The 21,508-nt window shown below is 38.9% G+C and carries 27 protein-coding genes and 1 tRNA gene; 3 read left to right on the forward strand and 25 right to left on the reverse strand.

Annotated features, from left to right (window positions below):
* Position 1: 1 nt before the first annotated feature.
* Positions 2-670: a hypothetical protein gene (locus BW976_RS11820; RefSeq protein WP_076373503.1), complete on the reverse strand. Its 669-nt coding sequence runs from the start codon at positions 668-670 to the stop codon at positions 2-4.
* A gap of 559 nt (positions 671-1,229) precedes the next feature.
* On the opposite strand from BW976_RS11820, the gene BW976_RS11830 reads away from it, so the two are divergent.
* Entirely contained in the window at positions 1,230-2,426 is a 1,197-nt protein-coding gene (locus tag BW976_RS11830) for a hypothetical protein (protein ID WP_076373505.1), read from the forward strand.
* A gap of 264 nt (positions 2,427-2,690) precedes the next feature.
* Here the strand turns inward: BW976_RS11830 and BW976_RS11835 are convergent, their stop codons facing one another.
* The 7 genes from BW976_RS11835 to BW976_RS11870 all read right to left on the reverse strand — a co-directional run bounded on the left by BW976_RS11835 (position 2,691) and on the right by BW976_RS11870 (position 8,509).
* A complete protein-coding gene (locus BW976_RS11835) occupies positions 2,691-3,494 on the reverse strand; it encodes a DNA adenine methylase (RefSeq protein WP_076373506.1) in 804 nt (267 codons plus the stop codon).
* Positions 3,495-3,672: 178 nt separating this feature from the next.
* Positions 3,673-4,248 carry a DUF4468 domain-containing protein gene (locus BW976_RS11840; protein ID WP_076373507.1) on the reverse strand — a complete coding sequence of 192 codons (576 nt, stop codon included), beginning with the start codon at positions 4,246-4,248 and terminating at the stop codon, positions 3,673-3,675.
* 87 nt (positions 4,249-4,335) lie between these two features.
* Entirely contained in the window at positions 4,336-4,653 is a 318-nt protein-coding gene (locus BW976_RS11845; protein ID WP_076373508.1) for a hypothetical protein, read from the reverse strand.
* Positions 4,654-5,012: 359 nt separating this feature from the next.
* Positions 5,013-5,258, reverse strand: coding sequence for a hypothetical protein (locus tag BW976_RS11850; protein ID WP_076373509.1), 246 nt, complete (start codon positions 5,256-5,258; stop codon positions 5,013-5,015).
* A 267-nt stretch (positions 5,259-5,525) separates the two neighbouring features.
* Positions 5,526-5,846: a hypothetical protein gene (locus BW976_RS11860; protein WP_076373511.1), complete on the reverse strand. Its 321-nt coding sequence runs from the start codon at positions 5,844-5,846 to the stop codon at positions 5,526-5,528.
* 778 nt (positions 5,847-6,624) lie between these two features.
* Positions 6,625-6,697 (reverse strand) — tRNA-Met (locus tag BW976_RS11865).
* A gap of 357 nt (positions 6,698-7,054) precedes the next feature.
* Positions 7,055-8,509: a phage portal protein gene (locus BW976_RS11870; protein ID WP_076373512.1), complete on the reverse strand. Its 1,455-nt coding sequence runs from the start codon at positions 8,507-8,509 to the stop codon at positions 7,055-7,057.
* A 98-nt stretch (positions 8,510-8,607) separates the two neighbouring features.
* On the opposite strand from BW976_RS11870, the gene BW976_RS11875 reads away from it, so the two are divergent.
* Complete coding sequence (locus tag BW976_RS11875; RefSeq protein ID WP_076373513.1) at positions 8,608-9,258, forward strand: DUF4145 domain-containing protein; 651 nt, start codon at positions 8,608-8,610, stop codon at positions 9,256-9,258.
* Positions 9,259-9,594: 336 nt separating this feature from the next.
* Here BW976_RS11875 and BW976_RS11880 read toward each other — a convergent pair whose 3' ends face one another.
* From BW976_RS11880 to BW976_RS11910, 8 genes are all read right to left on the reverse strand, one after another.
* Positions 9,595-10,182, reverse strand: a complete 588-nt coding sequence (locus BW976_RS11880) for a hypothetical protein (RefSeq protein ID WP_076373514.1) — start codon at positions 10,180-10,182, stop codon at positions 9,595-9,597.
* The gene (locus tag BW976_RS11885) at positions 10,179-10,571 is read right to left on the reverse strand and encodes a hypothetical protein (protein WP_076373515.1); all 393 of its coding nucleotides are present in this window, start codon (positions 10,569-10,571) and stop codon (positions 10,179-10,181) included. Before BW976_RS11885 ends, BW976_RS11880 begins: the two co-directional genes overlap by 4 nt.
* 2 nt (positions 10,572-10,573) lie before the next feature.
* Complete coding sequence (locus BW976_RS11890; RefSeq protein ID WP_076373516.1) at positions 10,574-10,963, reverse strand: helix-turn-helix domain-containing protein; 390 nt, start codon at positions 10,961-10,963, stop codon at positions 10,574-10,576.
* 89 nt (positions 10,964-11,052) lie between these two features.
* On the reverse strand, positions 11,053-11,238 hold the full coding sequence (locus BW976_RS11895; RefSeq protein ID WP_076373517.1) for a type II toxin-antitoxin system HicA family toxin: 186 nt from the start codon (positions 11,236-11,238) through the stop codon (positions 11,053-11,055).
* An 83-nt stretch (positions 11,239-11,321) separates the two neighbouring features.
* Complete coding sequence (locus BW976_RS11900) at positions 11,322-11,648, reverse strand: hypothetical protein (RefSeq protein WP_076373518.1); 327 nt, start codon at positions 11,646-11,648, stop codon at positions 11,322-11,324.
* 88 nt (positions 11,649-11,736) lie between these two features.
* Entirely contained in the window at positions 11,737-11,913 is a 177-nt protein-coding gene (locus tag BW976_RS29360) for a hypothetical protein (protein ID WP_175614097.1), read from the reverse strand.
* Between the two features lie 21 nt (positions 11,914-11,934).
* Positions 11,935-12,153, reverse strand: a complete 219-nt coding sequence (locus BW976_RS11905) for a hypothetical protein (protein ID WP_076373519.1) — start codon at positions 12,151-12,153, stop codon at positions 11,935-11,937.
* A gap of 25 nt (positions 12,154-12,178) precedes the next feature.
* Positions 12,179-12,475, reverse strand: a complete 297-nt coding sequence (locus BW976_RS11910; protein ID WP_076373520.1) for an SH3 beta-barrel fold-containing protein — start codon at positions 12,473-12,475, stop codon at positions 12,179-12,181.
* A 211-nt stretch (positions 12,476-12,686) separates the two neighbouring features.
* On the opposite strand from BW976_RS11910, the gene BW976_RS11915 reads away from it, so the two are divergent.
* Entirely contained in the window at positions 12,687-12,896 is a 210-nt protein-coding gene (locus BW976_RS11915) for a hypothetical protein (RefSeq protein WP_139332284.1), read from the forward strand.
* A gap of 6 nt (positions 12,897-12,902) precedes the next feature.
* Here BW976_RS11915 and BW976_RS11920 read toward each other — a convergent pair whose 3' ends face one another.
* From BW976_RS11920 to BW976_RS11960, 9 genes are all read right to left on the reverse strand, one after another.
* Positions 12,903-14,345, reverse strand: coding sequence for a PBSX family phage terminase large subunit (locus BW976_RS11920; RefSeq protein WP_076373522.1), 1,443 nt, complete (start codon positions 14,343-14,345; stop codon positions 12,903-12,905).
* Positions 14,320-15,039 carry a terminase small subunit gene (locus BW976_RS28880; protein ID WP_084192168.1) on the reverse strand — a complete coding sequence of 240 codons (720 nt, stop codon included), beginning with the start codon at positions 15,037-15,039 and terminating at the stop codon, positions 14,320-14,322. Before BW976_RS28880 ends, BW976_RS11920 begins: the two co-directional genes overlap by 26 nt.
* A gap of 2 nt (positions 15,040-15,041) precedes the next feature.
* Entirely contained in the window at positions 15,042-15,461 is a 420-nt protein-coding gene (locus BW976_RS11930) for a hypothetical protein (protein WP_076373523.1), read from the reverse strand.
* On the reverse strand, positions 15,458-15,637 hold the full coding sequence (locus BW976_RS11935; RefSeq protein ID WP_076373524.1) for a hypothetical protein: 180 nt from the start codon (positions 15,635-15,637) through the stop codon (positions 15,458-15,460). Before BW976_RS11935 ends, BW976_RS11930 begins: the two co-directional genes overlap by 4 nt.
* 4 nt (positions 15,638-15,641) lie before the next feature.
* Entirely contained in the window at positions 15,642-16,118 is a 477-nt protein-coding gene (locus BW976_RS11940; protein ID WP_076373525.1) for a VRR-NUC domain-containing protein, read from the reverse strand.
* Positions 16,119-16,573: 455 nt separating this feature from the next.
* Entirely contained in the window at positions 16,574-16,945 is a 372-nt protein-coding gene (locus BW976_RS11945; protein WP_076373526.1) for a hypothetical protein, read from the reverse strand.
* Between the two features lie 2 nt (positions 16,946-16,947).
* Positions 16,948-17,418, reverse strand: coding sequence for a Panacea domain-containing protein (locus BW976_RS11950; RefSeq protein WP_076373527.1), 471 nt, complete (start codon positions 17,416-17,418; stop codon positions 16,948-16,950).
* Positions 17,419-17,514: 96 nt separating this feature from the next.
* Complete coding sequence (locus BW976_RS11955; RefSeq protein ID WP_076373528.1) at positions 17,515-20,031, reverse strand: bifunctional DNA primase/polymerase; 2,517 nt, start codon at positions 20,029-20,031, stop codon at positions 17,515-17,517.
* Positions 20,032-20,036: 5 nt separating this feature from the next.
* Positions 20,037-21,506: a DEAD/DEAH box helicase gene (locus BW976_RS11960; RefSeq protein ID WP_076373529.1), complete on the reverse strand. Its 1,470-nt coding sequence runs from the start codon at positions 21,504-21,506 to the stop codon at positions 20,037-20,039.
* Between the last annotated feature and the right edge of the window lie 2 nt (positions 21,507-21,508).

A 21,508-nucleotide genomic window follows, 5' to 3' on the forward strand; every position in this document is an offset into this window, starting at 1 on the left:
TTTATAAATTTTCCATTACAGCATCCAATTCTGTGTCAGATGCTAATTTTGTTTTGGCCGTGTCGCCACCTTTACCACCAACAGGTCTGTCTTTGCCTAAATCGCTGTTTGCATCCTCTTGAATGGCGGCAGCATGATCTTCTTTGGTATCTTCAAGGAATGTGTTAAAATCCTCGTCGTCTTTAAAGCTGATCCGGTCGAACCTTTTAAGTTCGCGCGCCTGATACTCTTTTGGAGTTCCTGCCATCGCTTTGATGAACTGCTCCCTGCGGGTGGTTGTCACTTTTTCGCCCTTTATGGAGGCTATTTCCTGATTCTGTTTGTCCAGCTTAGCCATTAATGCCTTTAACAGCTTGTCGGTTGAGCTTTCGTTCGGATCGGGTTCTGGCTCAGGTGTTTTCCCCTCCTCAATGGCTTTCAATCTCGCAGTTTCTTTATCGGCCTTTTCCTTCGCGGTACGTGCTCTTTCGTGATCATCAAGCGCTGCTATTTCCTTAAATGGAGTAAGCTCGTTGATGGTATCGAGGTTGGCGTCAATGGCGGCATCGTCCGATTCGTCCGTTAAGCCCTTTTCTGCCCGTATTACAATAGCATCGATTCGTTTCTGAGATAGATTTACTCCTGCTGCTTTCGCCTTCAGTCGTGCTGCAATCTTGATTTTTAGTGACATAATGTTTTGAGTTGTTGTGTGTTTTGCTAAGTTGAATCCGTTAATTACTCGTCTACACCTTGCTGATCTGATTGAACCCAAAAATACCCATGAGTAGGCGGGTGATAAAGTTTACAAGCTTACGTGTGAGGGTTAGTAAGTGACTTAAACAAAATGGGGTATAGCGAAAAAGTCTTGCACTAAATGGAAAGACTTCGTATATTGTTATTAATGGATTACGAAAAGGAAATAAGGCGTGTACAGTGGACTGCGATCGCAATCGTTGCCACCCTTGTTGCAATCATGTGGCTTGCTAGTTTAGTTTTCCCTCCTAATCACAATGGCAAACCATTACCTGGTGGTGAGCAATTTCCAGTGATGGACCCTGGACATTAATCAAATTTATTACCAGAGCTCTTGGCAATAATGGTTTTTAAAGACTTCTGAACTTAGGTTTTAACTGTAATATTAGTTAGCTAAACTTGGAATAAAATTATCGGTGAAAACACCTATTGTTTTAGTTCACCTTATTTTTTTCATTTGCGGCCAGTAAATAACAACTTAAACCAAATAAAAATTCATGAAAAAGATTCTACCAATCCTAATGCTCTTATTTATTTTATTTTCCTGCAAGAGGGAGTCTCCAGATAAGAATCTAAAAAATACGACTTTGAGTCATGCTTTAGCGGACAAGCCATTAACAACTTTAGGAACTGCTGTTACTACAACCACAGTTATTCATTGGGAGGATATCCCCTCTGACGAAGCTTTTGCACATTCAGCACCTTTTTCAGTATCTGGCGTAACAATTGTTTCTACCAACGGTGCGGTATATCATCAAGCGGGAGCCAATGCCGTAACTATGTTTTATGACGGGTCAGATAACAATCGTTACGGGTCAGGCTTTGCAATCCAGTATCCTTTTAAGAAAGGAAAGTCGTATAAAATTTCAATGGGAACTAATCAGGTGACACCTGCAGGTAATACATATAATTTAGGCGCGATTCTAGAGGGCCAATTGACAAATAATATTACTCAAGCGGCTCAATTATATAGCCGTACTAGTCCAAATGTGATTTTTGGAAATGACAAGCCCAAATTTGATTTTAATATTAGTCAATCACCTGGTACTAAATCCATTGAATTTACACCCGATCAATGCTTTGAATATTTATGGCTTTCTCTTCAATCAAACGGTAACAATCATTACCCCCAAGTAGTTGTTGTAGGGAATATCTCCATTGCGGAAACCCCAATTCTGGCAATTAATGGCCCTGATTTAATTGAACCTAATCAGCCAACGGTTTATGTAGTTCAAGCCAATGGATATACAATATCAGATTCATTTCAGTGGACAGTAACTGGTGGGCTTCAAATAGTCGGTAGTTCTTTTGGACCTACTGTTTCTGTAAGCGCCCCTGGCGACACTGGAGGAAATGTTATAGCCAATATAGGTGGGTGCTTATCAATGGTAACCAAAACTGTAGCACCAAATGTTTTGGTAAAGCCAATAATTAGTGGGCCAACTTCAATATTAGCAGGCAAATCTAATGGTTATACTATTACTAATCCTTCGCCAAACGCTACAAGTTATACTTGGACTATAACCGGTGGTGGTGAAATACATCCCAATGGCATTTATGCTGGAGTAATTTTTGAAGATATTAAAACTCAAAAGTCTGTAACTATTACAGCTATAGCTAATGGTCCTAAGGGGTCATCACCCGCAGGTACGTTAAATGTTGCTGTAAAAGCATGCCCAACATGTGCTCAGTAATAGGTTAAATTTTTCAATTAAATTTGCTAATATATTTAGTATTTTATAAGTTTGCAACGCTGATAAAACATAGTATAAATAGACAGGCTCTACTCAATCTAAATAGTAAAGCCCGGACAAGGGGTTGCTTTTAAGGCTTCCCCGCTATGTTTTATCAGCAATATCACATTGCCGTCCGGGCTTATTCTCATTCAAATAACAATCGCCCACGCATAAGAACGGTTTGACTAAATAATAATCAAACCGTTTTAGGTGTTCCAGATGCTAATCTATAGGGTAATTTGATGTTAAGACCTCAACTTTTCTTTTAAGATATCCACTTTTTTGGTTTACTGTGACACCCTTTTCCACTGACCACATATACCAGTTATTTGCTTTTGAATATCTAGTAAGGATATCAGAGGGGTAAGACGACAACAAGAATTTACCCTCAATTTTACTCGCCTGTATCAAAAGATTTTCAAAATCCTGCTCTGAATAACCGTCATAGTGGCCACAATCACTATTAAAGTAGGGAGGATCAAGATAAAAGAAACTATTTTTCGTGTCCCGGCTTCTGATCACATATAACGCATCCGCGCTTTCCAATTGGACGTTCTGCAGCCTGATGGCATACTCCTCAGTAAAGCGGTCCCTATTGTTAATAATCTTTTTGGTGGTTGTTTGATGTGATTTATCATAACCAAAAGAACTGTCTAACTTAGCACTGAAGCTCTGACTACTTAATATCCAAACGGCCCAGGCTCGCTTAATATCACTAAACATGTCAGGGTAATTGTAAATTACAGATGCTTTTCTAAACAGGTCACGACTATGCAGCGTTATCCTGATTTCTTTCTCTAGTCCTACAAATTCATTTTGAACGGTCTTGTAAAAGTTCATTAATTCACGATTGGTATCGTTTAAAACCTCAATCAGTGATGGTTCTTTGGCAAAGAATATTGCACCACCACCGATAAAAGGTTCACAGTAGAGCGTATGCTCTGGTATCAAAGAACAGATTTTTTTTGCTAGTGATTGCTTTCCGCCGTAATAACTAATAGGCGTTTTTAGATTGATTTTGGACATATAAATAAACTTAGTTGAGTGTTAAAGGCTGTTTAAGCCTGGTTGCTCTACCAATCTCAAATAGTTTATGTCATGCGTTAATGGCCCAAAAGTACTATATGCCTTGTTAGGAATAAATTATCAAGGCTTACCGGGGGCGCTTGATAAAACGATAAGGTGTATAAAACGCAGTAGGGGATTAAAAATCGGATTCTGATTTTTGAGCCATGTAGGTGGTCGCTGAGCTAATTAAATTTCGAATGCCAACATCGGTAGCGTTAAACAATTTTGTGAATGGCCCGTTGTAGGTATCAGTCGCCCACATTTCAACATATTTTACGTCTAAAGGCATAGGGTCGCTACCTATTAGAAAGTCCTGGATCATTGAAATATCGGTTACGATAAACTTATATTTAGCGTCTTTAACGTAGAATTTTCCTTTAAAAAACACATGACAACCAACAGTGGATATTTTTTTAACGTCATGCTTTTTGTTGAACAGGGTGTCAATATAGACAGTAGTAGCATTGCCGGAAAATAACAGCTGGCCACCAGCGCGATCCGATACATCAATAACGGCTTTGGTATTTTTGAATGTCGAGGCAATCCAGCTTTGAGCTTTGCTAAACAAATCATCTTTAGAGCCCGTCTGGTTTATGATTACTTCGTATTTGACTTTTGATGTTGTACTATCTATACTTACTGGGCTTTTGCCAGTTTGAGCGTGAGCAGTCAGGAAACAGGAAATTAGTAGAAATAAAAAAGTAGCCTTCATGTGTTAAGATTTAGGCTACTAATCTAAAAGTTTTTATTTAAAAATGTAATTGCCCCAACTCGGGTTGGTGGTTATTGTTTTTCATGGTTAGATATATAAACGTTTAACCGCTTCTAGATCACTCTCCATATCTGAAATTAGCCTTTGAACTGCTGACCTCCTATCTAAATACAATTTTCCTATGGTAATCTGGCTTATCCATTTATTTGCATAATCGCTCGTACCATAAGTAAGAAGTACCGATTTTATTGTATTGCTCTTGTCGGGATAATGACAGGCTATAACGTATCTTCTTACATCGTTATTTTCAACCTTGTGAACTTCTGAACCTATTGGAAGGTTCATTAATTGTTGAATGCTTTTTACTCGGTTTGCATCTTCAGGTTTTTCAATTTCTTTTTTCATGATTAAATTGATTTAGGAGGGGTTAACCAGCTTGGCTATATGCTTAGATAGCGACCATTTTTTAAGGTCTTTAAATTTCATAATTATTGACATTAATGAATACTATGCCTTATGTCATAAACCGTTGCCGAATCAGCACTTTTTAGGTACTGTTTATATGCTTTTTTCTCCTCCACTTTGTAGTGGTGGACCTGGCAGGAGGCGAGTGTGAGTAGGGTAAGGATGGTAAAAATTGCTTTCATGGTTATTCGCCCCGCATTGTTTTCCAAAACTGCCAAACTGCAACACAACCAAACGTTGCTATGGCAATTACAATTACGCATTGTACCGCTGGATGGTATTTATCAAAATTTTCCATGTTATTGCTCCCCAACCGGCTTTTCGTAGTGATAATCTACTGCACTAAAATGCTGCCCTGTCATGTTAGCCACATGAGCATTGATTTCCTCACCCAGGTACATACCAACATTCTTTTCGCATTTCTTTAGAAGCTCCGCTGTAGCAGTGCGCTCTTGATCAAATTTGTTCGCGACTTCCAATGCCTTGTCAATGCTGATAACCCCGTTAACAGCTGTGTTTTTTAGTATTTGTTGTATGGTTTGCATTAATGGTATATTTACTTGCTTAAATTTTTCACTATGAATTGCATTCACCTAATTATTAATCTTTCATCTGTTATCCTAAGTCTGATAAGCGCATACCTGATGTATAAAAATTCACCAGAAAACATCGCAATTATAAGAACTGACCTAGCTATGGACAATTGGGGTAAAGTTCAAAAAACAGCCTCATGGAAAAATGATAAACTTAAAATTGCTTTTTTCTTACTAGTCATATCTATAATATTACAGGCTATCTCAAACATTATTTAACTATCCCTTCCTCCGTTTCACCTTCGCGTTATGTGAATACCGTAGACGGTTGCTACGCTTTGAGCCACCATTGCCATAACGCATGCCGTATTCTTTGGGTGATAAACCGGGGCTGAATAAATGGGGGAAGTTTAGTCCTCCGGTGACATCATTTACTGATATCTTTTCCTTAGTAGCCTTACGCTCTGGCGTGGCTTTGTACTCAACGGTGCTAGCTGGGGCGGCGGCCAATGCATTCGCAGATGCAACCTGACCAGCGCTAGCTAATCCTGCCAATGCTGCTGCGCCCATGATTAGGCCTTTTGTGAAATTTCTACGCATAATATTGGTTGTTTCTTACTACCAAAGGCCAGCTCAATGGCTGACCTTATAATATAATATGGGAAGTTGTCGATGTCTTTCCATCAGTCAGCTATTCCCACCATGGCGCTGTCATGTATTACCTTGCTCGCGCGTTTATCAATACCAAGTATAAATTTTACACCTGTGAGGGACTCGGTATTTGCATTATGGTGGTTCTCATTGCATCAAGCGGGATGCACACGGTTAATGAGCAAAAACCTCACAGTATAATGAGGCGCAACCCCGAATCGACGGACCCTATCCTGCCGCGTCCGACAGGCTTACACAACAGTGCTCTGCGCCATATATTATAAAACAGGGTTATCACTTTCGCATACTTTGTACCTAGTCGTTTTATGAACTCTCAAGGCTCAACCTGTTTTATTTCTTTGAAACCGACTTACAAGGATTGCCCTAAGCGGTTTTTATAATTTTTGAACCATCTCTTTAATATTCCTCTTGTGTGCTTGCCTATTCAAATCATCATGCCATAGTGCAAGAACTATTGACCATTTTATAAATCCAATCAAGAAAAACCATAAGAATAACAACATATATTCCAACGCTATCCAGTGTTTTTAAATTAAGGATGGCGGCTGGCGTAGCGCATCCATCCTTTCAATTTGCCAGTCCGTTTAACCAGGCTTTAACCTTCTTTAATATCTTACCCCGGCGTAGATGGAAGATCACCGGAAATAAACCGGATAAGAAACCATCCCCTTGCTTTAGATCTTTTTGATTGAGCCTGGTAATCGTGTTGCGGGAGCAGGACTCGAACCTACGACCTTCGGGTTATGAGCCCGACGAGCTACCGACTGCTCTATCCCACATGTTTTTTACAAAGTAAGACCAGTGATTCCCTCACTGATCTTACCCTTTCACCAATCCTAAACCAATTATGAATCAAATATATAATTTATTTCTGTAATTAATATATTAATAGTTTTATTTTTAAAAAAAGTTTTACAATCCTGTTTTATAGCTAATTACAATTAATTCCCATCTTCAAATTTAGATCAGGTTTAGTTGATATTTCAATTTCGTAGTGATCACTTCCTGTTGCTCCCTGGGAAAGTTCATAAAGCGTACCGGTTGGCCTGATATTAAAGGCCACAACCATTCGTGGGAGCTGATCAGGATCTGTTTTGAGATAAACTATATCTCCAAATGTGTGGGTTGTGAAATGACTATGCATTAACACCTCCTGTAGCCGGGGTAGGCACCAACTTAGCAGCCTCAGCCGCTTCTGCTTTAATCTTGTTATACTCAGCAACAGGGTCATCCGTGAAAGCAAGCAGCTTGATGGCGGTGTCCTTGCTCATTAGCCCGGCGCCTACCAGGCTAACGATATTCGCGTACTCCTCGGTAGTGTTGCGTGGCAATTCAATTTTAAACTTTGGTTTTACCGGCATACTAATACTGGGCTTAACGGCCACATTGATAACAGCCATACATGACTTCAACAAATTCATGTGCCGCTGCCATTCCATGCCCAAATCACCATCCTGATTAGACTTAGCTTTGTTGGTTGCCGGTAAGAACATTAGTTCAATTGTTACACCTGGTATGTTAGCGGTACCGGTGATCTGCTCCATTGATATCTGCGGGGTGCTGGTTTCGTCGTATATATCCCGGCGCAAATTCTTCCGTTCGTCGGTTGCTGATTGCTGCGATCCCTGGGCCTCTACATACTTCAGATCGGCTCGTTCTCCCTGTAGCTGGAATGTCTTTCTGGTATTCTTTGCGCCACCACCAGTTGAATCTACTATATCACCAATAGCTGCCAGGATAGGAAACGCGCTGATTTGGTTTTCGTCGGCTGTATCACTGTCAACTTCCTCAACACGCTCAATCTTTGGCAAAACATCTGCATACTCTGGTCGCTTTTGCCCGTGATAGACAAAATTAGCCTTACCGTATTTTATTAAAGTTTCTTTATCCTGCCTCCAACCATCAGTACCCTCCACATAGGTGATATACTTATCAGAAAGGAATAAATCCATCTTGTTAACATCCTTGCTATCGATAACAACAGTGTATTGCTTGGCGCAACCGATCATCTCTTTATACTGGTTGTAAATCGGGATGATAATATCACCATCTTCAGGACTAAAAACGGTGCATCGCATTTTATACTTACACGTGTCTGGAGCGATGCCTTCCCAGAATCCATCTTCAGCAGCAACAGAGTACCACACAACTAAGGCCTGGGTATAATTCTTTTTAAGCCTGTCTATTTTCTGAGCTACATAATCAAGTTTATTATCCTCCCATGTTCTTTTAAGCATGGCCAGCATAGTTTCATCAGTTGCCTTGGCATTTTCCCTAATAGTAGCATCGATTTCAATGCCGCCGCTCAAGTTCATGCGTACTGCCCAGTCAAGAATCTGCTTTTGCGTAGATGATGGTATCCTATGTACGTCCTTAGACTCCTTCCGGTAGGTCATATTACCATCAGTATCCAAAACACCTGTAGCAACATCGACCTCTTTCATTGGCCGGTATTGTAAGTCATCAACTACCTTATGTTTTTCAGGTTCCAGGTGAAATACATATTCAGGTATATCAGGGGCTAACGCCTCTAATGCCGGAATAAGCTTTGCAGGGTCTGAAACGAGGGCTTTTAGTTCGGTTAATTCCATTGTAAACAAAAATACCCATGCTGGTAGGCACGGGTATAGCGTTTGCGTTTACTAAATGTGATTGGTAAATATTTAATATCTTTAGATTTTACTTTATCATGATAGTACAAACAGTTAGAACACGATTGGGGAATCGAGAAGTTAAAGTAGTTTCACTTCCAGATAAATGTCCACATTGTCATTTAGGTTTAGTCCCAGAATATATTTTCGGATACGTAAATAAATCTTTTTTATATTTATCGTTCAATTGCCCAAGAGAAAGTTGTTTAGGATACTTTTTAGTGGTATATCAAGCAGACCACAATAGTCATTACCATATCGACTGTTATGTTTTTGGGAGTCCTGAGCCAGTGAAACACCCTCAAATTATTAACACTATTTCGCCATCATTTGTCGATTTATATAGACAGGCACAATCTTCCCAAGATTACGGGCTCAACGATGTATGTGGAATGGGATTTAGGAAGGCGTTAGAATTTCTGATAAAGGATTATATCGTCTTTAAAGATCCACTACAAAAAAGCACTATTGAAAAGAAATTGCTAGGTCCATGCATCAAAGACCACATTGATAGTCAAAAGATAAAGGATATTGCAAATAGGGCAGCATGGTTAGGAAATGACGAGACCCATTATGTGAGAAAGTGGGTAAACATGGATGTCAATAATCTTAAACAACTAATCCAGTTGACAACTCATTGGATAGAGACTGAATACTTAACCGATCAAATGATTCAAGCTATGCCCTGACAGGTTAAATTATTAACTAATATTATAAAATTTAACCTCAACTCTTATCTTTGCACCTCATTACCGCCATTCTGGCGATATTGTGATAAGGTTTAGGTTAAAGCCCGGAGCAGCGAGTGTTTCCGGGCTTTTATTTTTTTTTATTTAATTTAAAAGCGTTTTACTATCTTCCTATCACTAATTATTTAAACATGATGATCATTACATGCATAGGCGCCAGCTGCTTGATTTGCCTGTTCGCAGCACAACTATTGCCACGTGAGCGATATTTCGTAGGCTCCAGTAGACGATTTCCCTGGTTATTTGGCCCTTAATCAATTACTGCAATTTTTTTATTTACATACTTTGCCATTTCGGAAGCCCTTTCCTAAAATCGTCTTCAACTTTCTGCGGATATAATACTACTACTTTATGACCATCATGGCCAACATCCTGTGTATATGGTCTATTAACCTCATCGGTGTAGTAAATCAAATACTGCTTATTAAATTCAGATGGAGCTACATCAGTAGCAATTTTTATACTCAAAGTGGTAAAATCCTTTTCAGGTAAAACAACCTGAGATGGGCGATACCTTGGACCTAATATTTTACCATTAGAAGATATTGGAAATATTTCTACATCCAGTGCTTTATTGTTCCTAAGGAACAACTGATAATTTGTAAATTCTAAATCAGGCCCATCCCATGTACCATCTCCTAGAGTTAAACCAGAAAATTGAGGCAAAAGCTCCCGTCTGTCTTTCTCCAAAGCGATAAAGTTTAACTTTTCCTGTGCCTTGTTTATTTTCTTTTGCTGATGAAATGTCATAGCAACATAAAGTGTTCCGGCTAATGTAATGACAACACCGGCAATTGAGCCTACCGCCTGTATCGCATTAACATCTCCCGCCCAGAAATCATTTAAAACTTTACACCAACTCATAATTGCATAGTTAATTCCTCACCAGTTAAAACAAAGTAAAGGTTTTGAAGTTGGTGAACGAACATGACCCAAGTAATACAGTTTCCTTCAAAAAACACGGGGTGCTCCCCATCTGAATGCAAATTAATAGTCAATCTTTGATAACGAAAATTGTACCTTACCGAACCATTAGAAGATGCTTCATCTTTTGAAAGGCCAAATTTAATCAACCAATCTTCAGTTAATTCAACTGGCTCAATCCCCTTACCCCCACTCCATGTCGAGCTAGTACTTCCTTCAGAATGAAATCTAATACCACTTACATCATCATAAGATATACTGTAAACCTTACAGTAATCTGTTGTAATGCCCTTCACTATGTTACCTAATCTTAAATCTTGTGCTATCATGATTACACCAATTCCAGTTCGCTCAATTCTTTCCCAATGACCTTGACCTCAGTTAGTATCCTTTGCACCTGCTTATGGGATGGCTTCTTTATTCCATTGACATATTGTGATAACAAAGTATTATTGATGCCAACGCGCGCGCTCAATGCCTTCGCGCTTATGACTGGAAAATACTCGAAGAATGATGGTAAATCAAACTCAAACGATATTTTTTCAGCCGTTATGCTTTTCTTCCCAGTTTCTTCTGCGTAAATGTTATATGCCTCCAAAGCATTTATTTTTAACTCGGCGATTGTATCGCCGGTGGTAACAGCAACTACATTGCCGTTATTCTCATAGTAAGCATCAAAACCTGTTGATGTCTTACCTACAGTAAATTTAATTGTTGTCATACAAACTTTTTTAAATGTGAATCATTCGACTTGTTTATTATCGCCTACAAGTACGGCTTATGACAATTAGTAATATGTTAAAGGTGGGGCTATTTAAGCCCCGCCTGTTTCTTTAATTTGTTTGCTAATCCTGTGCTTACTTCTTTTGAACCATGGTTAGCAAATATTAGAGGTTCGGTGTGATCAGGATGCCTTAGTACAATGTGGCTTCCTGTTTGCCTGACTTCCACCCAGCCTGCTTTTTTGATTAATCTTAGTAATTCTGATGATTTCATTACCTCCTTTTTGTTATAACAAAGGTATAAAATAGTTTACCTTTTACCAAATAAAAAGTAAACTATTTTATACCTTTATATTGTTATCTAATCTTATTAAAGCTCAATTGGAAATTTTTACTATCAACCAGGATCATGTCATGCTTATTCACCTCAGTAATTTTATAAGTTTCATTGATCATCGGCATTTCAACCCGCAGGTACCGACCATCAGATTTCTTTAGCTCAGTGAATTTGGCGTTGTAACCTATGCCTTTGGTATTTTCAATTGCCCAGGTCATGGTACGATCACTTGATGTCCAAATACCAGTTAAATCATTTTTAACGGGTTCGATTTGATAGTCTTTAACGCAGGCCGATACAAACAGGGTAATTAATAGCAGCAGGAGTATTAATGATTTAGGTTTCATTGATGCAAAATTAATAAAAGTTGATAAAATATTACTTAAAGAAGCACAAGGCTCGAAAACCTTTGCGCTGGTAGGGGTTGGTTAAAGGCTAATATTCTGTTTTTTCAAGTTTGATAAATTCAATTGCCGTATTTATACCCTCTATAAATTTGTCTCCAGACGAATCTATTTCAGCTATTGATTTTATGGTTTCCAAAACTTTAAGTAAATGATTTCTATCTATTAAATCTTTACTCATACGATCTAAAAATCTTTCTGCACTCATGTTGCTAATTGTGTGTGTTGATTAATAACTCCAAAGCGTTAATCCATTCGCTTCACACCAGTTACGAGCCATGCCTAATACAATCTCCATATCAGAATCTCTCACCCATTCTTCTACTGTATTACCAGTGCTTAAATATTCATAAGTGACGTACACTTTATTATCTTCTTTTACATCGGCTATGGCCACATACCGGCCAAATTCAAATGATTTTCTGTTCTGTATGGTTTCTGTTTTCATAACTTAGATTTAAGGGATTAGGTTATTAAAATATAAGGTTCTCAATTCTGCATGAACGCCAGCCGGCAGCATCAAGATCAAAGTAAGTCAGCAAACCGTAGTTAACGACCTTCTTGCCTGTAGTGACTGGGACTCCATCCAGTGTACCAACTGCCTCCCTTACACTTCCGTCAGATACTTTGATATACTTAAACCTAACTAGGGCCTGAGTGCAAAGCGCATATTGCAGCTTAATAACTTTCCATGCGTGAGCTAATGCCTCAGCGAAGCTGTTGAATTGATCTACAATTGACCATGCGATATTAAATAGGCGCCTTTTCATTATTTCACCAATCCCTTTCCGCGCAATAACGCTGCTTGCAATGCCGATAATCCGGCAGGTGTACCATTTTGACGAGGTATGATTACTGTTAGTTGCTTGGTGTAGTTTGATGTTTTCATGATCGTTATTGTTTGATAATGTAAATATATCATGATTAAATTACATTATCAAATTTATTTGTAAATACTCCATGATTATTTTACATTTGAACATGAACAAACAGACTTCCTTTATTTTTGCAACCGTCCACGATAATGAAGTGATCTGTTTTGATACCAATTTGAAAGGCTTTCATAAACAACTGACAGATATGTTTCCATCGATTAATAACTATCAATGGTTTTACCGGAAGTTTGGCACTGATCGAAGGTTTAGTTTACCCATTGGTGATAAAGAATACTACTTTCAAAAGCTGACATAGTCACCATTAAACACCGCTGAGCGCCTTTAATCCCAATCCTTTTTTCTTATTCGTAAACGCCAGGTATTCCGCAGCAAAATTGTGAGTTATCACATACCTCTTACAATCAGTAGCGTGTCCAAACTCCTGATACGGAACTTTCGTTACCGGGTGTTTCTTTACACTTTTAAAGATCGTACCGTCACTGGCCTCTTGGGTATACTGATAATCATAAATTGATTTCTTACAGTTTTCATTGATACCTATGGTAATACCTGATGGACTGTCACCGGAATAAATCTCATTAATAAAGTTGCCAGACTGCACAACAGATGGATTAACTGACTGAATCTTTAAGACTGGCCGGTAATCCTTCAGGTCCTTCATGATATCGGTAAAATAGTTTTCACCCTTTTCTTTCTTTGTATCCTCCTTGATCGAAGTACGGTCACCACCAACAAATAACCCTGAGACTTCAGATAAAGGGTAACGCTTACGAAATTCCAAACAAGCATCCTTTACCCGGTTGCGGGGATCTTCCAGGAATATTTCATCAATCTGTTGCGCATGCTTACCTTTAAGTTGCCAAACTTGCCATGGTAGATATGGATTAACGTTCTCATCGCATGATAACCAAATCGGCAATGATTTATCCCATCCAATTTTATTGACGTGCTGTGAAGCGTTAAATTTCTTCCAGAACTCACCACCTGTACGAATCTTACCCCAATCACCCAAGCCATAGATACGATAGTATTCATAATCATTAGCCTTATCCTTTTCAAAATCATCAATGGTATGTTGATCCACGAAGTTCGGGCCAACGATATATTTGTTGTCCAGGTAATTGGTTTTCATGATCACCAGGTTACCCTTCTCATTAACCCACATACCAGCGATATCGGTTTGTTGCTCGGTTAGGGTTTCCAGATCAAACACCTTTGTCTTGATCCAATGCTCTTCCGATACCGGGTTAAATATGCCAATGATCTGCTGGCCAGCGCGCCCCCTCAGACGTTTCCTGATCTGCTTGAGATCCTGTTCATCAAACTGGCTTATCTCTTCCAATACCACACGTTTGAAATTAGCCAGGCCTTTGATCTTTTCACTATCATCTAATCCACGAAACCTGACGTAGGACCCGGTGATCTTACAAACAATATAATTTTGCTGGCAGATGAAATAATCATCAAGGCCCCAGCTGGTAATTATCCCTTTGAAGTCTGAATAAATCGAGTCTTTAATATCGACTGCGTACTTACGCAGCACCATTGTATTTTCGTCTCGGGCCTCAAGCATTCGGATAATGATAAGTTGCACCACCGAATAGGTTTTACTGGCAGATGAACCACCATAAACCCAGATAAACCTGATAGCAAGATTTAAAAATGCTGCCTTCAGGTGCCAAAAAACGTTATTAAAAATGTCCGGATTAAAATCGAACTTAAGCTCCTTTGTTGCTGTCGCCATATCCAACCTTTACCACTGTGTCAACATTTAGGTTTATGTCGACATCTTTATCACTCATCATTTTCCGGATCTTTGCTAGTTGCGCCAGGGCATTGTCAGCCGGATACATTTCAACCTGTATACCGTCTTTTGTGTGCTTAACGGATTTAATAATGCCGCGCTCTTTATCTTCAATCACTTTCACCAGGTCAAGTCCGGCCTCTTCAACCATGATCGTTTCGCCATCAACGATACGGTACGCATAAGGGTTATCTGCAAGTTCAATTTCCCAACGAAGTATTTTATCCCTTGAATATTCCAGCTGCTTTTGAAACTCATCATAATCATCTTCAGTAAGCCCTTTGATCGCGCAAAACTTTTCCTCTCGAAGTATGTGCGCCTGCTCCTGCTCAATAAGGCGTTTTAAGCCCACTTTTATCTGTGGAGTATGAGGAACAAGCTTCTTTGTCATATAATCGCTCATATTACCTCTGGCAAGGTTTGTAAAGCGTTTGGTAATCTCACCAGCTTCCATCGAAAGCGCATCAAGACGATTATTGATTTCCGTTTTTATATGAGGTTTTCTGAGGTTCTCATATCCCATCTCAGCCGCGGTATCAATTGAGTAACCCGCCCTGATAGCTGCCTGTGTCGCGTTAAAGTCAACCAGGTACTCCTCAACGAATCTCTTTTGCTTTGCAGTCAAATTAGCCATAATTAAAAAAGCTCGATTTGATTACTCTTAACAGAGAACTGCTGAAACCCTAACAAAATGTTAGCAACCTTCTCTTTGAACTTTGGACCTTTGATATAGGCTCGGGATAGGTCGCAATAATAATTTACGACTGGTGCATCATTCCATCCCATGACCTTGCACATAGTTTGACGTATACCGTTAGGTGCGCGATCAACACCTGATGCTAATAGGCAGGCTGGTGCATATGCTGTGTAAACTGTTGCAGCGAAAAGAATAGATTCATCGGTCCGATCCAATTCGGGATAGGTTTCCTTGATGCGCTCATGTATAGCCGGTATGATAGATGGCTGCGATAACATGGGTTGACAAAGCTTAACAGCCTCCCTGTACTGCTCTGGTGAATTTTTGGCAAGCACTTTTGCCACTGTAGATAATTTCATAGTTTTTTTAATTGTTCGTAATCGTTACTAAACTCTAATTGCCCGCCTTGGGCTATGTATTCTTTGGCAGCATGTATCAGGATTATTGGATATCGTTGCTCCCAAACTTTTAGGATTGTACCTGGTTGCATGTTATCGAGATACTTTTTAATCGCTGGTGTAAGTATGCCTGACATTCTATTATGCAGCCTTTCTCTGCTGCAATCGTTTTATTTTTAAAGCGCTGAGCTCTTCCCGGTATAACTCCACGTTTTCAGCGACTGAATAAGGCGAAATGAACCGATTGAAGCCATGTAATGATTTGCCTTGAATAATGTATGTCACGAAGTAAATTATCTGCTCAGAAGTTCGGAAAACGTATGTGTCAAGTCCGTGAACCTTGTGCTGGGCATGAATTAGCTTTTGTTCTGAACTTATAGGTCCGTCGTGATCCTTAACCTCTATAAGGTATATTTTACCTTCCCAGATAAAATGAAGATCTGGTATGCCTGGAACGACTCCCTGTCCCTTTAGGATTGAAGCGGTTCGTTTATCGCGAAGCCCTCCGTTTGGAACATGATATAAACAACCGTACGTTTCAGGAAATTTGTTTCTGATTTCTGCAACAGCTAATTGTTGAATTTTAGCTTCCGAAAAATTAGTTTCAATGCCCGACATGGTTAGAAATAAGCAAGGTTTTAATTACATAACAAAGATAAGACTTATTTCTATAATTAATATATTAATAAGTTCGTTCCGTTAAATAAAAGTTCGTTCCAGAAAAAAGCGGGTTTAATGCATCAAAAAGGCAGATTTTGAATTTATGGAACGATGGAACGAAGAATTTCTCTATTGTATCTTACTTATGTAGAAACACATTATTGATGTTTGTATATTAAAATTTATAAGATGTATGTCTTTATTAAAAATACAATAGATACATTTAAATAGTAAATTATTCGTTCCATCGTTCCAAATAGATAAAAAGTGTATTTAAAGTATTATAGAGGCACTTTTTTTAGAACGAAGCTTAATTAAATGTTCGTTCCGACTTCGTTCCGTGATGATGAAGTTCGTTCCAGAAGGGACAAAAAAAATCCCCTATTGGGGATTATGTAATTATCTTAAGAAAATCAGTCCTGAGACTTAAACAGATATTTCATCACGAAGTTAAAGATGAATATTACATTGGCCGTAGACGTTGTTAAAAGTGCAATTATTACATTGTCAGAATATTGGAGTTTACCCATTCCATACCACATAAAAATAAGCAAGACGAACATTAACCAAATAGCAACCAGCGTAAAGACTGAGTCTGCATATTTCTTTCTTTCTCTTCTATCTTGTCTTTGTCCTTTTAGCCTTTCTTTTGCGGCGGCCCTAATTTGATCAGCTTCAGCATTTCTTCTAAGGTTGTCGATGTAGCTAATTTCTTCTTCAATCGGTTCGTTAGCAGTAGAGTCCCCTTGTAAATTTAACTCTTCAGGATTTCTTGGCTCGGCCATGATCAATAAATAATTTCCTTGAAATACTCTTTGATTCGTTCAGAATCAATAATGATAGATTGATCTCTGGGGTTGTAAACTTGCTGCCAAGGTGATCCAGGTAAATGTGTCCAATTAGACAAGCTGAATGCCGTTAAATTACCAGTAGCTTTCCAAGTGTAATCTAGTGCATCTCTTAGATCATCATCGAAGTCAATGTGGCACTTGCCTAATAAAGAATAAGAATTTAAGGCTTTTTCAAAATCGGTTATAGGGTTATTTCCATATAACTTATAATCATTGTAAATCACTGGAACAACTGGCCCAAATTTCCAAGCCTGAATTTCCTCTTTAAACAGCTTCTCCTCCTTCCTTGCCAAATTGTAACCCTGAGCGAAATATGCCATCTTTTGTAACTTCATCTGAGTCACTGGATTACCTTCATCAATTGCTTTTTGAACTATGGCTGCGGCTACTGTTGATGCTGAATACATAATGCAATTATACTAAAATATTTAGCAACAATTTAGTAAAAAAAACTTAACTACCAAACTTTTATTTTACATGACGTAATTTTTATTTACATCTATCTAAAAAGGACTATCACTCCCCCCTGCCCTTATAGCATCAATATCAACCTCACCAAACAATCTGCATTTAAACTCCCCATTAACAAACCTTATTTTCTTATCTGTAATATAGGATATTTTATTATGGTCAGCATAGGCCTTTATAGCCAGGTTAAGCTTCGCAGATGATGGCCAGTATGTTTTATGGACGTGGTTATCGTTATAGTAGGCCTCCATTGTTTTTTTAAACTCTTCATTGGTAATAAATCCTTTTACAGTCCAATCTTCCCAACTATTTAAAACAAATGATGTAGCGTGGCCAAATGTCTGCTCCCATTGCTTCTGCCATCCTGTATTTGTAAGCTCGGTAGCAACAAGCTTACGGCCACCGGCAATCCATTCCTGAATGCTGGTGGCGATCAAGTTATCATACCCTGCATAATCGTTTTCATCCCACTCATTAGGGAAGTGAGCATTAAAGTAAACATCCAGGCCGCCGGCTTTTGTGAAAAAATCGGTAAACTCAAGTGGTATGATACGGCGAGCCAAACCGCCATCAGTATTATCATAACTAAAATTAGTTTGCACAATAAACTTTGGTGCATCTTTAACATCAACCTCAACTTCATCTTTGAAAAGCTTTTTCCAAATGAATGAACCAGTTGATGGCTCTTTAAGAAATGCGAAGTCAAAGTTTTTAGGTACGTCACTAATACCGAATATCTTTTGACCATTCCAGCTTTGAAAAAACTTTTCATCAAATTTCGCTTGTGAGCCAGGCTTGCTGGTGTAAGTTGTTGTAAGCTTTAGCAAATTACAAAACACGTTTTTACCGCTGCCGCCTCCTTGTTTAGGATCCGGACACTGCTCAGTCAAAACAATGATATAACCGGTAGTCTCATCTTTAAACTCATGGGCGAGATATCCTAATATCTTTTTAGCCTGATTAAAATCGGTTACAGCTAGCTTTACATACTCAATGTATTTACCATCAGCTCCATACCTATAATCACGTTTTTGAATGTTATGATCCCATATGAACCTATCCATCATATCATAACTGCAAAAATTGATATCATTAGCATCGATAGACAGGTACCCATTTTTATAAAGCTTGTAAGCATTATCTTTTGTATCGCTCAATATCAAATTCTTATCGATCTCGTTAAGCCTGGTGATGGTGAATGAACCAGCACGTTGAATAAAGCTTTCATATGCATTGCAAATGTCTTCGTACAGATTAGCATCCTCCTCACGGATATAGTCCTTCAGGGAATCATAGTAGTATCGTTCAGTTCGCTTATAAATAATATTACCTATGATCTGGACTATATCTCCATTGAAGGTTTTAAAACCCAATCCGGCAGATACCTGGTAAATACCCTCTCTACTTATGGTAAACTTGTCCTCCTCATCCTGCTCCCAAAATAAGCCGTACGGGTGATCTTGCTCGAGCGTTTCCCTTATTGACTCAAACTGAGCTTTAGCATGATGACTAAAGTTACTTGGTATAGGCTGGCCCGCAGTCGCGCGTTTTTTTACAACCGCTTTTTCAATAGATGGCTTAACCTTACCAAATCCGCAAGAAACTAGGTATTGATACGTAGCACGTTTATCCCCTGCAAATTTCAGTTCAGCCAAAACTGTAACTGGATGATAGCCTTTTGAAGCCTCCAGCTCTGTGGAAGATGTAAAAATGTAAAAAATTCGCTTTTCTACATTCCATGATGCTGATACACCTTTAGTTTTACCAGGGCGCGTAAACCATATAAAGTGGCCATTACTTTTAAACTCCTCCCAGCCAAACTCCTTTAAAAACTCTACGGGGTTACATGATCCATTGAAGTGATCCCAAGGGTTCTCTGTATAGTACTCGCTTTCTGACTTTGTAGGTTTATAAGCAGGAGCAATTTTAATTACCTCATTGTATGTCTCACAAAGTGATATTAAGCTACATCTTTCCTCCCAGGTTAAAATTGGAATAGGTCTATCCTTTGAAACTTCATAACCCAACGATGGAGGGCAAAGCACATAGCCTCCTTCGCCACGTGTTTCAATAAAGTTGTATGTTTTATTCTTTGGTCTTTCCTCTAATTCCTGTTCAGTTGCTTCTCGGCCGGCAAGCTTTAAATTACCTGGAATGGTGCCATCGGAAACCCTGTATAAAATATGCCATCCTCCCGATGGTGTTTTATGAATCCTTAACTTGACAAACAGTTCAGGATAAATGGTTTTGATATCCTGAAACAATATTGCATCGATACCACCACGGTATTTTACATCAATGTCAATTGCTTCCAGATTTCCGCTCACCTTTCCACACACAATGCCTACGGCCTCAGTCTTATGGTGCTCCATGAGAGCCCACAGCTCACTTTTGCCTATTGGCTTTTCTTGATACCTTTTCCAAGACCCAAAAGGAGTTTTAGCAACGCGCCCAGATTCCTCATCATCCTTATCACGAACGGGTATAACTGAAATCCCATCCAATATAAGCTTCTCAACTTGACTCCAAACAGCGGATAATGAAATACTCATTTATATTATTTTAAAACGATATCTAAAAATTCAATTCTTTCTTCTGGTATTGGCTGATGATCAAGCCATCCACTTTTATACCCCATTGAGGCCGCGAACTCTATTAAAAACCCTGGTGTTACCTGCTCCTGGGATTTAGCTACTCTGATCGCAAACATCTTTTTGTTTTTTAGATTGGCGTATAGTGACAACTCTTTAGGTGTTAACTCGCTAATCTTCTTACCCGCGATAGCATCGAACCTTTTAGTTACATCTTCTGCTATTCCCGGTTCAACTATCCTGGGCTTTTCTGGAATCAGGAACCCGCAGTATTTACATTTCTTTGCGGATACTGATATCATGCTTTCGCATTTCGGGCATGTGGTCATTGCGGCCGCATCCTCTTTGGAATTGTTTTTTAATTTTTGATCCCACATATCCTTCCATGGATGATCAGCGAAGTATGCGCCGTGTCTGTCAAAGTTTGATCCGTAGTCAAGGCATCTGAAAAACATGCCTTCTTTTTTCCTATCACCACGGAATAACATCTGTAGGTAGATAATTAGCGAAGTAGTTGCCCTATACAGGACTATTAAATCAACAAGTGGAAAGTCGTAACCAGTAGTCATTCCCCCAACACTAATAATGATGTCTGTTTCGTCTAGTGTATCAAACCTGGCTACCTGGTAAACAGAATCTTTACGTTTGGTATGATTTATTGAACATTTGAATCCTGCAGTGGTCATTCTAGCGAAAACCTCGTCGGCATGTTCTATACTTGCGCAAAACAACATGCACTTTTTAAAGGGATATTCCTTCAGATCGTTAAAAAGCTCCTGGTAATGGGCTTCAGTTCCAAAAAACTTGCGTTGACTAGTAGCAGTAAAATCACCGGCTTTTTTTTCAAGTTTATCAGTACCTTTTCCAGACTTTCTTTGTATGTGCTGATAATCACAAAGTATATTTTTATCTATAAACCATTGCACTGGGTGTGTGGTGACACAGCTATTATAAAACTCAGGTAGATGCTTAGCATATCTATAATCAGGTGTAGCGGTGAATCCCAATCGTTTACCTTTAGTTAATTTTCTTAAAACGTTACTATATCTACCTGAATGACATTCATCAATTATGATATATAGATCACATTGTAACTTGTTGAACTGATCAATGATCGATTGCCTACGTTCCAAAGTCTGGGTCATTGCAACATAAAAACAACCTTCTTCGATATGAACAAATTTTGGTGATTCATCGTTGATACCGACTGCAGCAGCCTCATTGAGGTTCTGGTTGTAAACATTTTTACGCTCTGTAAGGATTAGGGTAACACCTCCTTTATTGCAAACTTGGGTACCGATATAAACAAAAGTCTTTGTTTTGCCAGTACCGCCAGGTGATTGGCCAATGACGTGATCATGCTCCTTACATGCTAGAGCCATATCCTTAACAAGGGCCTGTTGGTAATCGTATAAGGTATAATTTAACACCCTCATAC

The organism is Mucilaginibacter lappiensis, assembly GCF_900155965.1.
Classification (GTDB): domain Bacteria; phylum Bacteroidota; class Bacteroidia; order Sphingobacteriales; family Sphingobacteriaceae; genus Mucilaginibacter; species Mucilaginibacter lappiensis.

Coding starts and splice junctions, on each gene's coding strand:
- BW976_RS11820 (WP_076373503.1), bottom strand. CDS start 670: ATGTCACTAAAAATCAAGATTGCAGCACGACTGAAGGCGAAAGCAGCA.
- BW976_RS11830 (WP_076373505.1), top strand. CDS start 1,230: ATGAAAAAGATTCTACCAATCCTAATGCTCTTATTTATTTTATTTTCC.
- BW976_RS11835 (WP_076373506.1), bottom strand. CDS start 3,494: ATGTCCAAAATCAATCTAAAAACGCCTATTAGTTATTACGGCGGAAAG.
- BW976_RS11840 (WP_076373507.1), bottom strand. CDS start 4,248: ATGAAGGCTACTTTTTTATTTCTACTAATTTCCTGTTTCCTGACTGCT.
- BW976_RS11845 (WP_076373508.1), bottom strand. CDS start 4,653: ATGAAAAAAGAAATTGAAAAACCTGAAGATGCAAACCGAGTAAAAAGC.
- BW976_RS11850 (WP_076373509.1), bottom strand. CDS start 5,258: ATGCAAACCATACAACAAATACTAAAAAACACAGCTGTTAACGGGGTT.
- BW976_RS11860 (WP_076373511.1), bottom strand. CDS start 5,846: ATGCGTAGAAATTTCACAAAAGGCCTAATCATGGGCGCAGCAGCATTG.
- BW976_RS11870 (WP_076373512.1), bottom strand. CDS start 8,509: ATGGAATTAACCGAACTAAAAGCCCTCGTTTCAGACCCTGCAAAGCTT.
- BW976_RS11875 (WP_076373513.1), top strand. CDS start 8,608: ATGATAGTACAAACAGTTAGAACACGATTGGGGAATCGAGAAGTTAAA.
- BW976_RS11880 (WP_076373514.1), bottom strand. CDS start 10,182: ATGAGTTGGTGTAAAGTTTTAAATGATTTCTGGGCGGGAGATGTTAAT.
- BW976_RS11885 (WP_076373515.1), bottom strand. CDS start 10,571: ATGATAGCACAAGATTTAAGATTAGGTAACATAGTGAAGGGCATTACA.
- BW976_RS11890 (WP_076373516.1), bottom strand. CDS start 10,963: ATGACAACAATTAAATTTACTGTAGGTAAGACATCAACAGGTTTTGAT.
- BW976_RS11895 (WP_076373517.1), bottom strand. CDS start 11,238: ATGAAATCATCAGAATTACTAAGATTAATCAAAAAAGCAGGCTGGGTG.
- BW976_RS11900 (WP_076373518.1), bottom strand. CDS start 11,648: ATGAAACCTAAATCATTAATACTCCTGCTGCTATTAATTACCCTGTTT.
- BW976_RS29360 (WP_175614097.1), bottom strand. CDS start 11,913: ATGAGTGCAGAAAGATTTTTAGATCGTATGAGTAAAGATTTAATAGAT.
- BW976_RS11905 (WP_076373519.1), bottom strand. CDS start 12,153: ATGAAAACAGAAACCATACAGAACAGAAAATCATTTGAATTTGGCCGG.
- BW976_RS11910 (WP_076373520.1), bottom strand. CDS start 12,475: ATGAAAAGGCGCCTATTTAATATCGCATGGTCAATTGTAGATCAATTC.
- BW976_RS11915 (WP_139332284.1), top strand. CDS start 12,687: ATGAACAAACAGACTTCCTTTATTTTTGCAACCGTCCACGATAATGAA.
- BW976_RS11920 (WP_076373522.1), bottom strand. CDS start 14,345: ATGGCGACAGCAACAAAGGAGCTTAAGTTCGATTTTAATCCGGACATT.
- BW976_RS28880 (WP_084192168.1), bottom strand. CDS start 15,039: ATGGCTAATTTGACTGCAAAGCAAAAGAGATTCGTTGAGGAGTACCTG.
- BW976_RS11930 (WP_076373523.1), bottom strand. CDS start 15,461: ATGAAATTATCTACAGTGGCAAAAGTGCTTGCCAAAAATTCACCAGAG.
- BW976_RS11935 (WP_076373524.1), bottom strand. CDS start 15,637: ATGTCAGGCATACTTACACCAGCGATTAAAAAGTATCTCGATAACATG.
- BW976_RS11940 (WP_076373525.1), bottom strand. CDS start 16,118: ATGTCGGGCATTGAAACTAATTTTTCGGAAGCTAAAATTCAACAATTA.
- BW976_RS11945 (WP_076373526.1), bottom strand. CDS start 16,945: ATGGCCGAGCCAAGAAATCCTGAAGAGTTAAATTTACAAGGGGACTCT.
- BW976_RS11950 (WP_076373527.1), bottom strand. CDS start 17,418: ATGTATTCAGCATCAACAGTAGCCGCAGCCATAGTTCAAAAAGCAATT.
- BW976_RS11955 (WP_076373528.1), bottom strand. CDS start 20,031: ATGAGTATTTCATTATCCGCTGTTTGGAGTCAAGTTGAGAAGCTTATA.
- BW976_RS11960 (WP_076373529.1), bottom strand. CDS start 21,506: ATGAGGGTGTTAAATTATACCTTATACGATTACCAACAGGCCCTTGTT.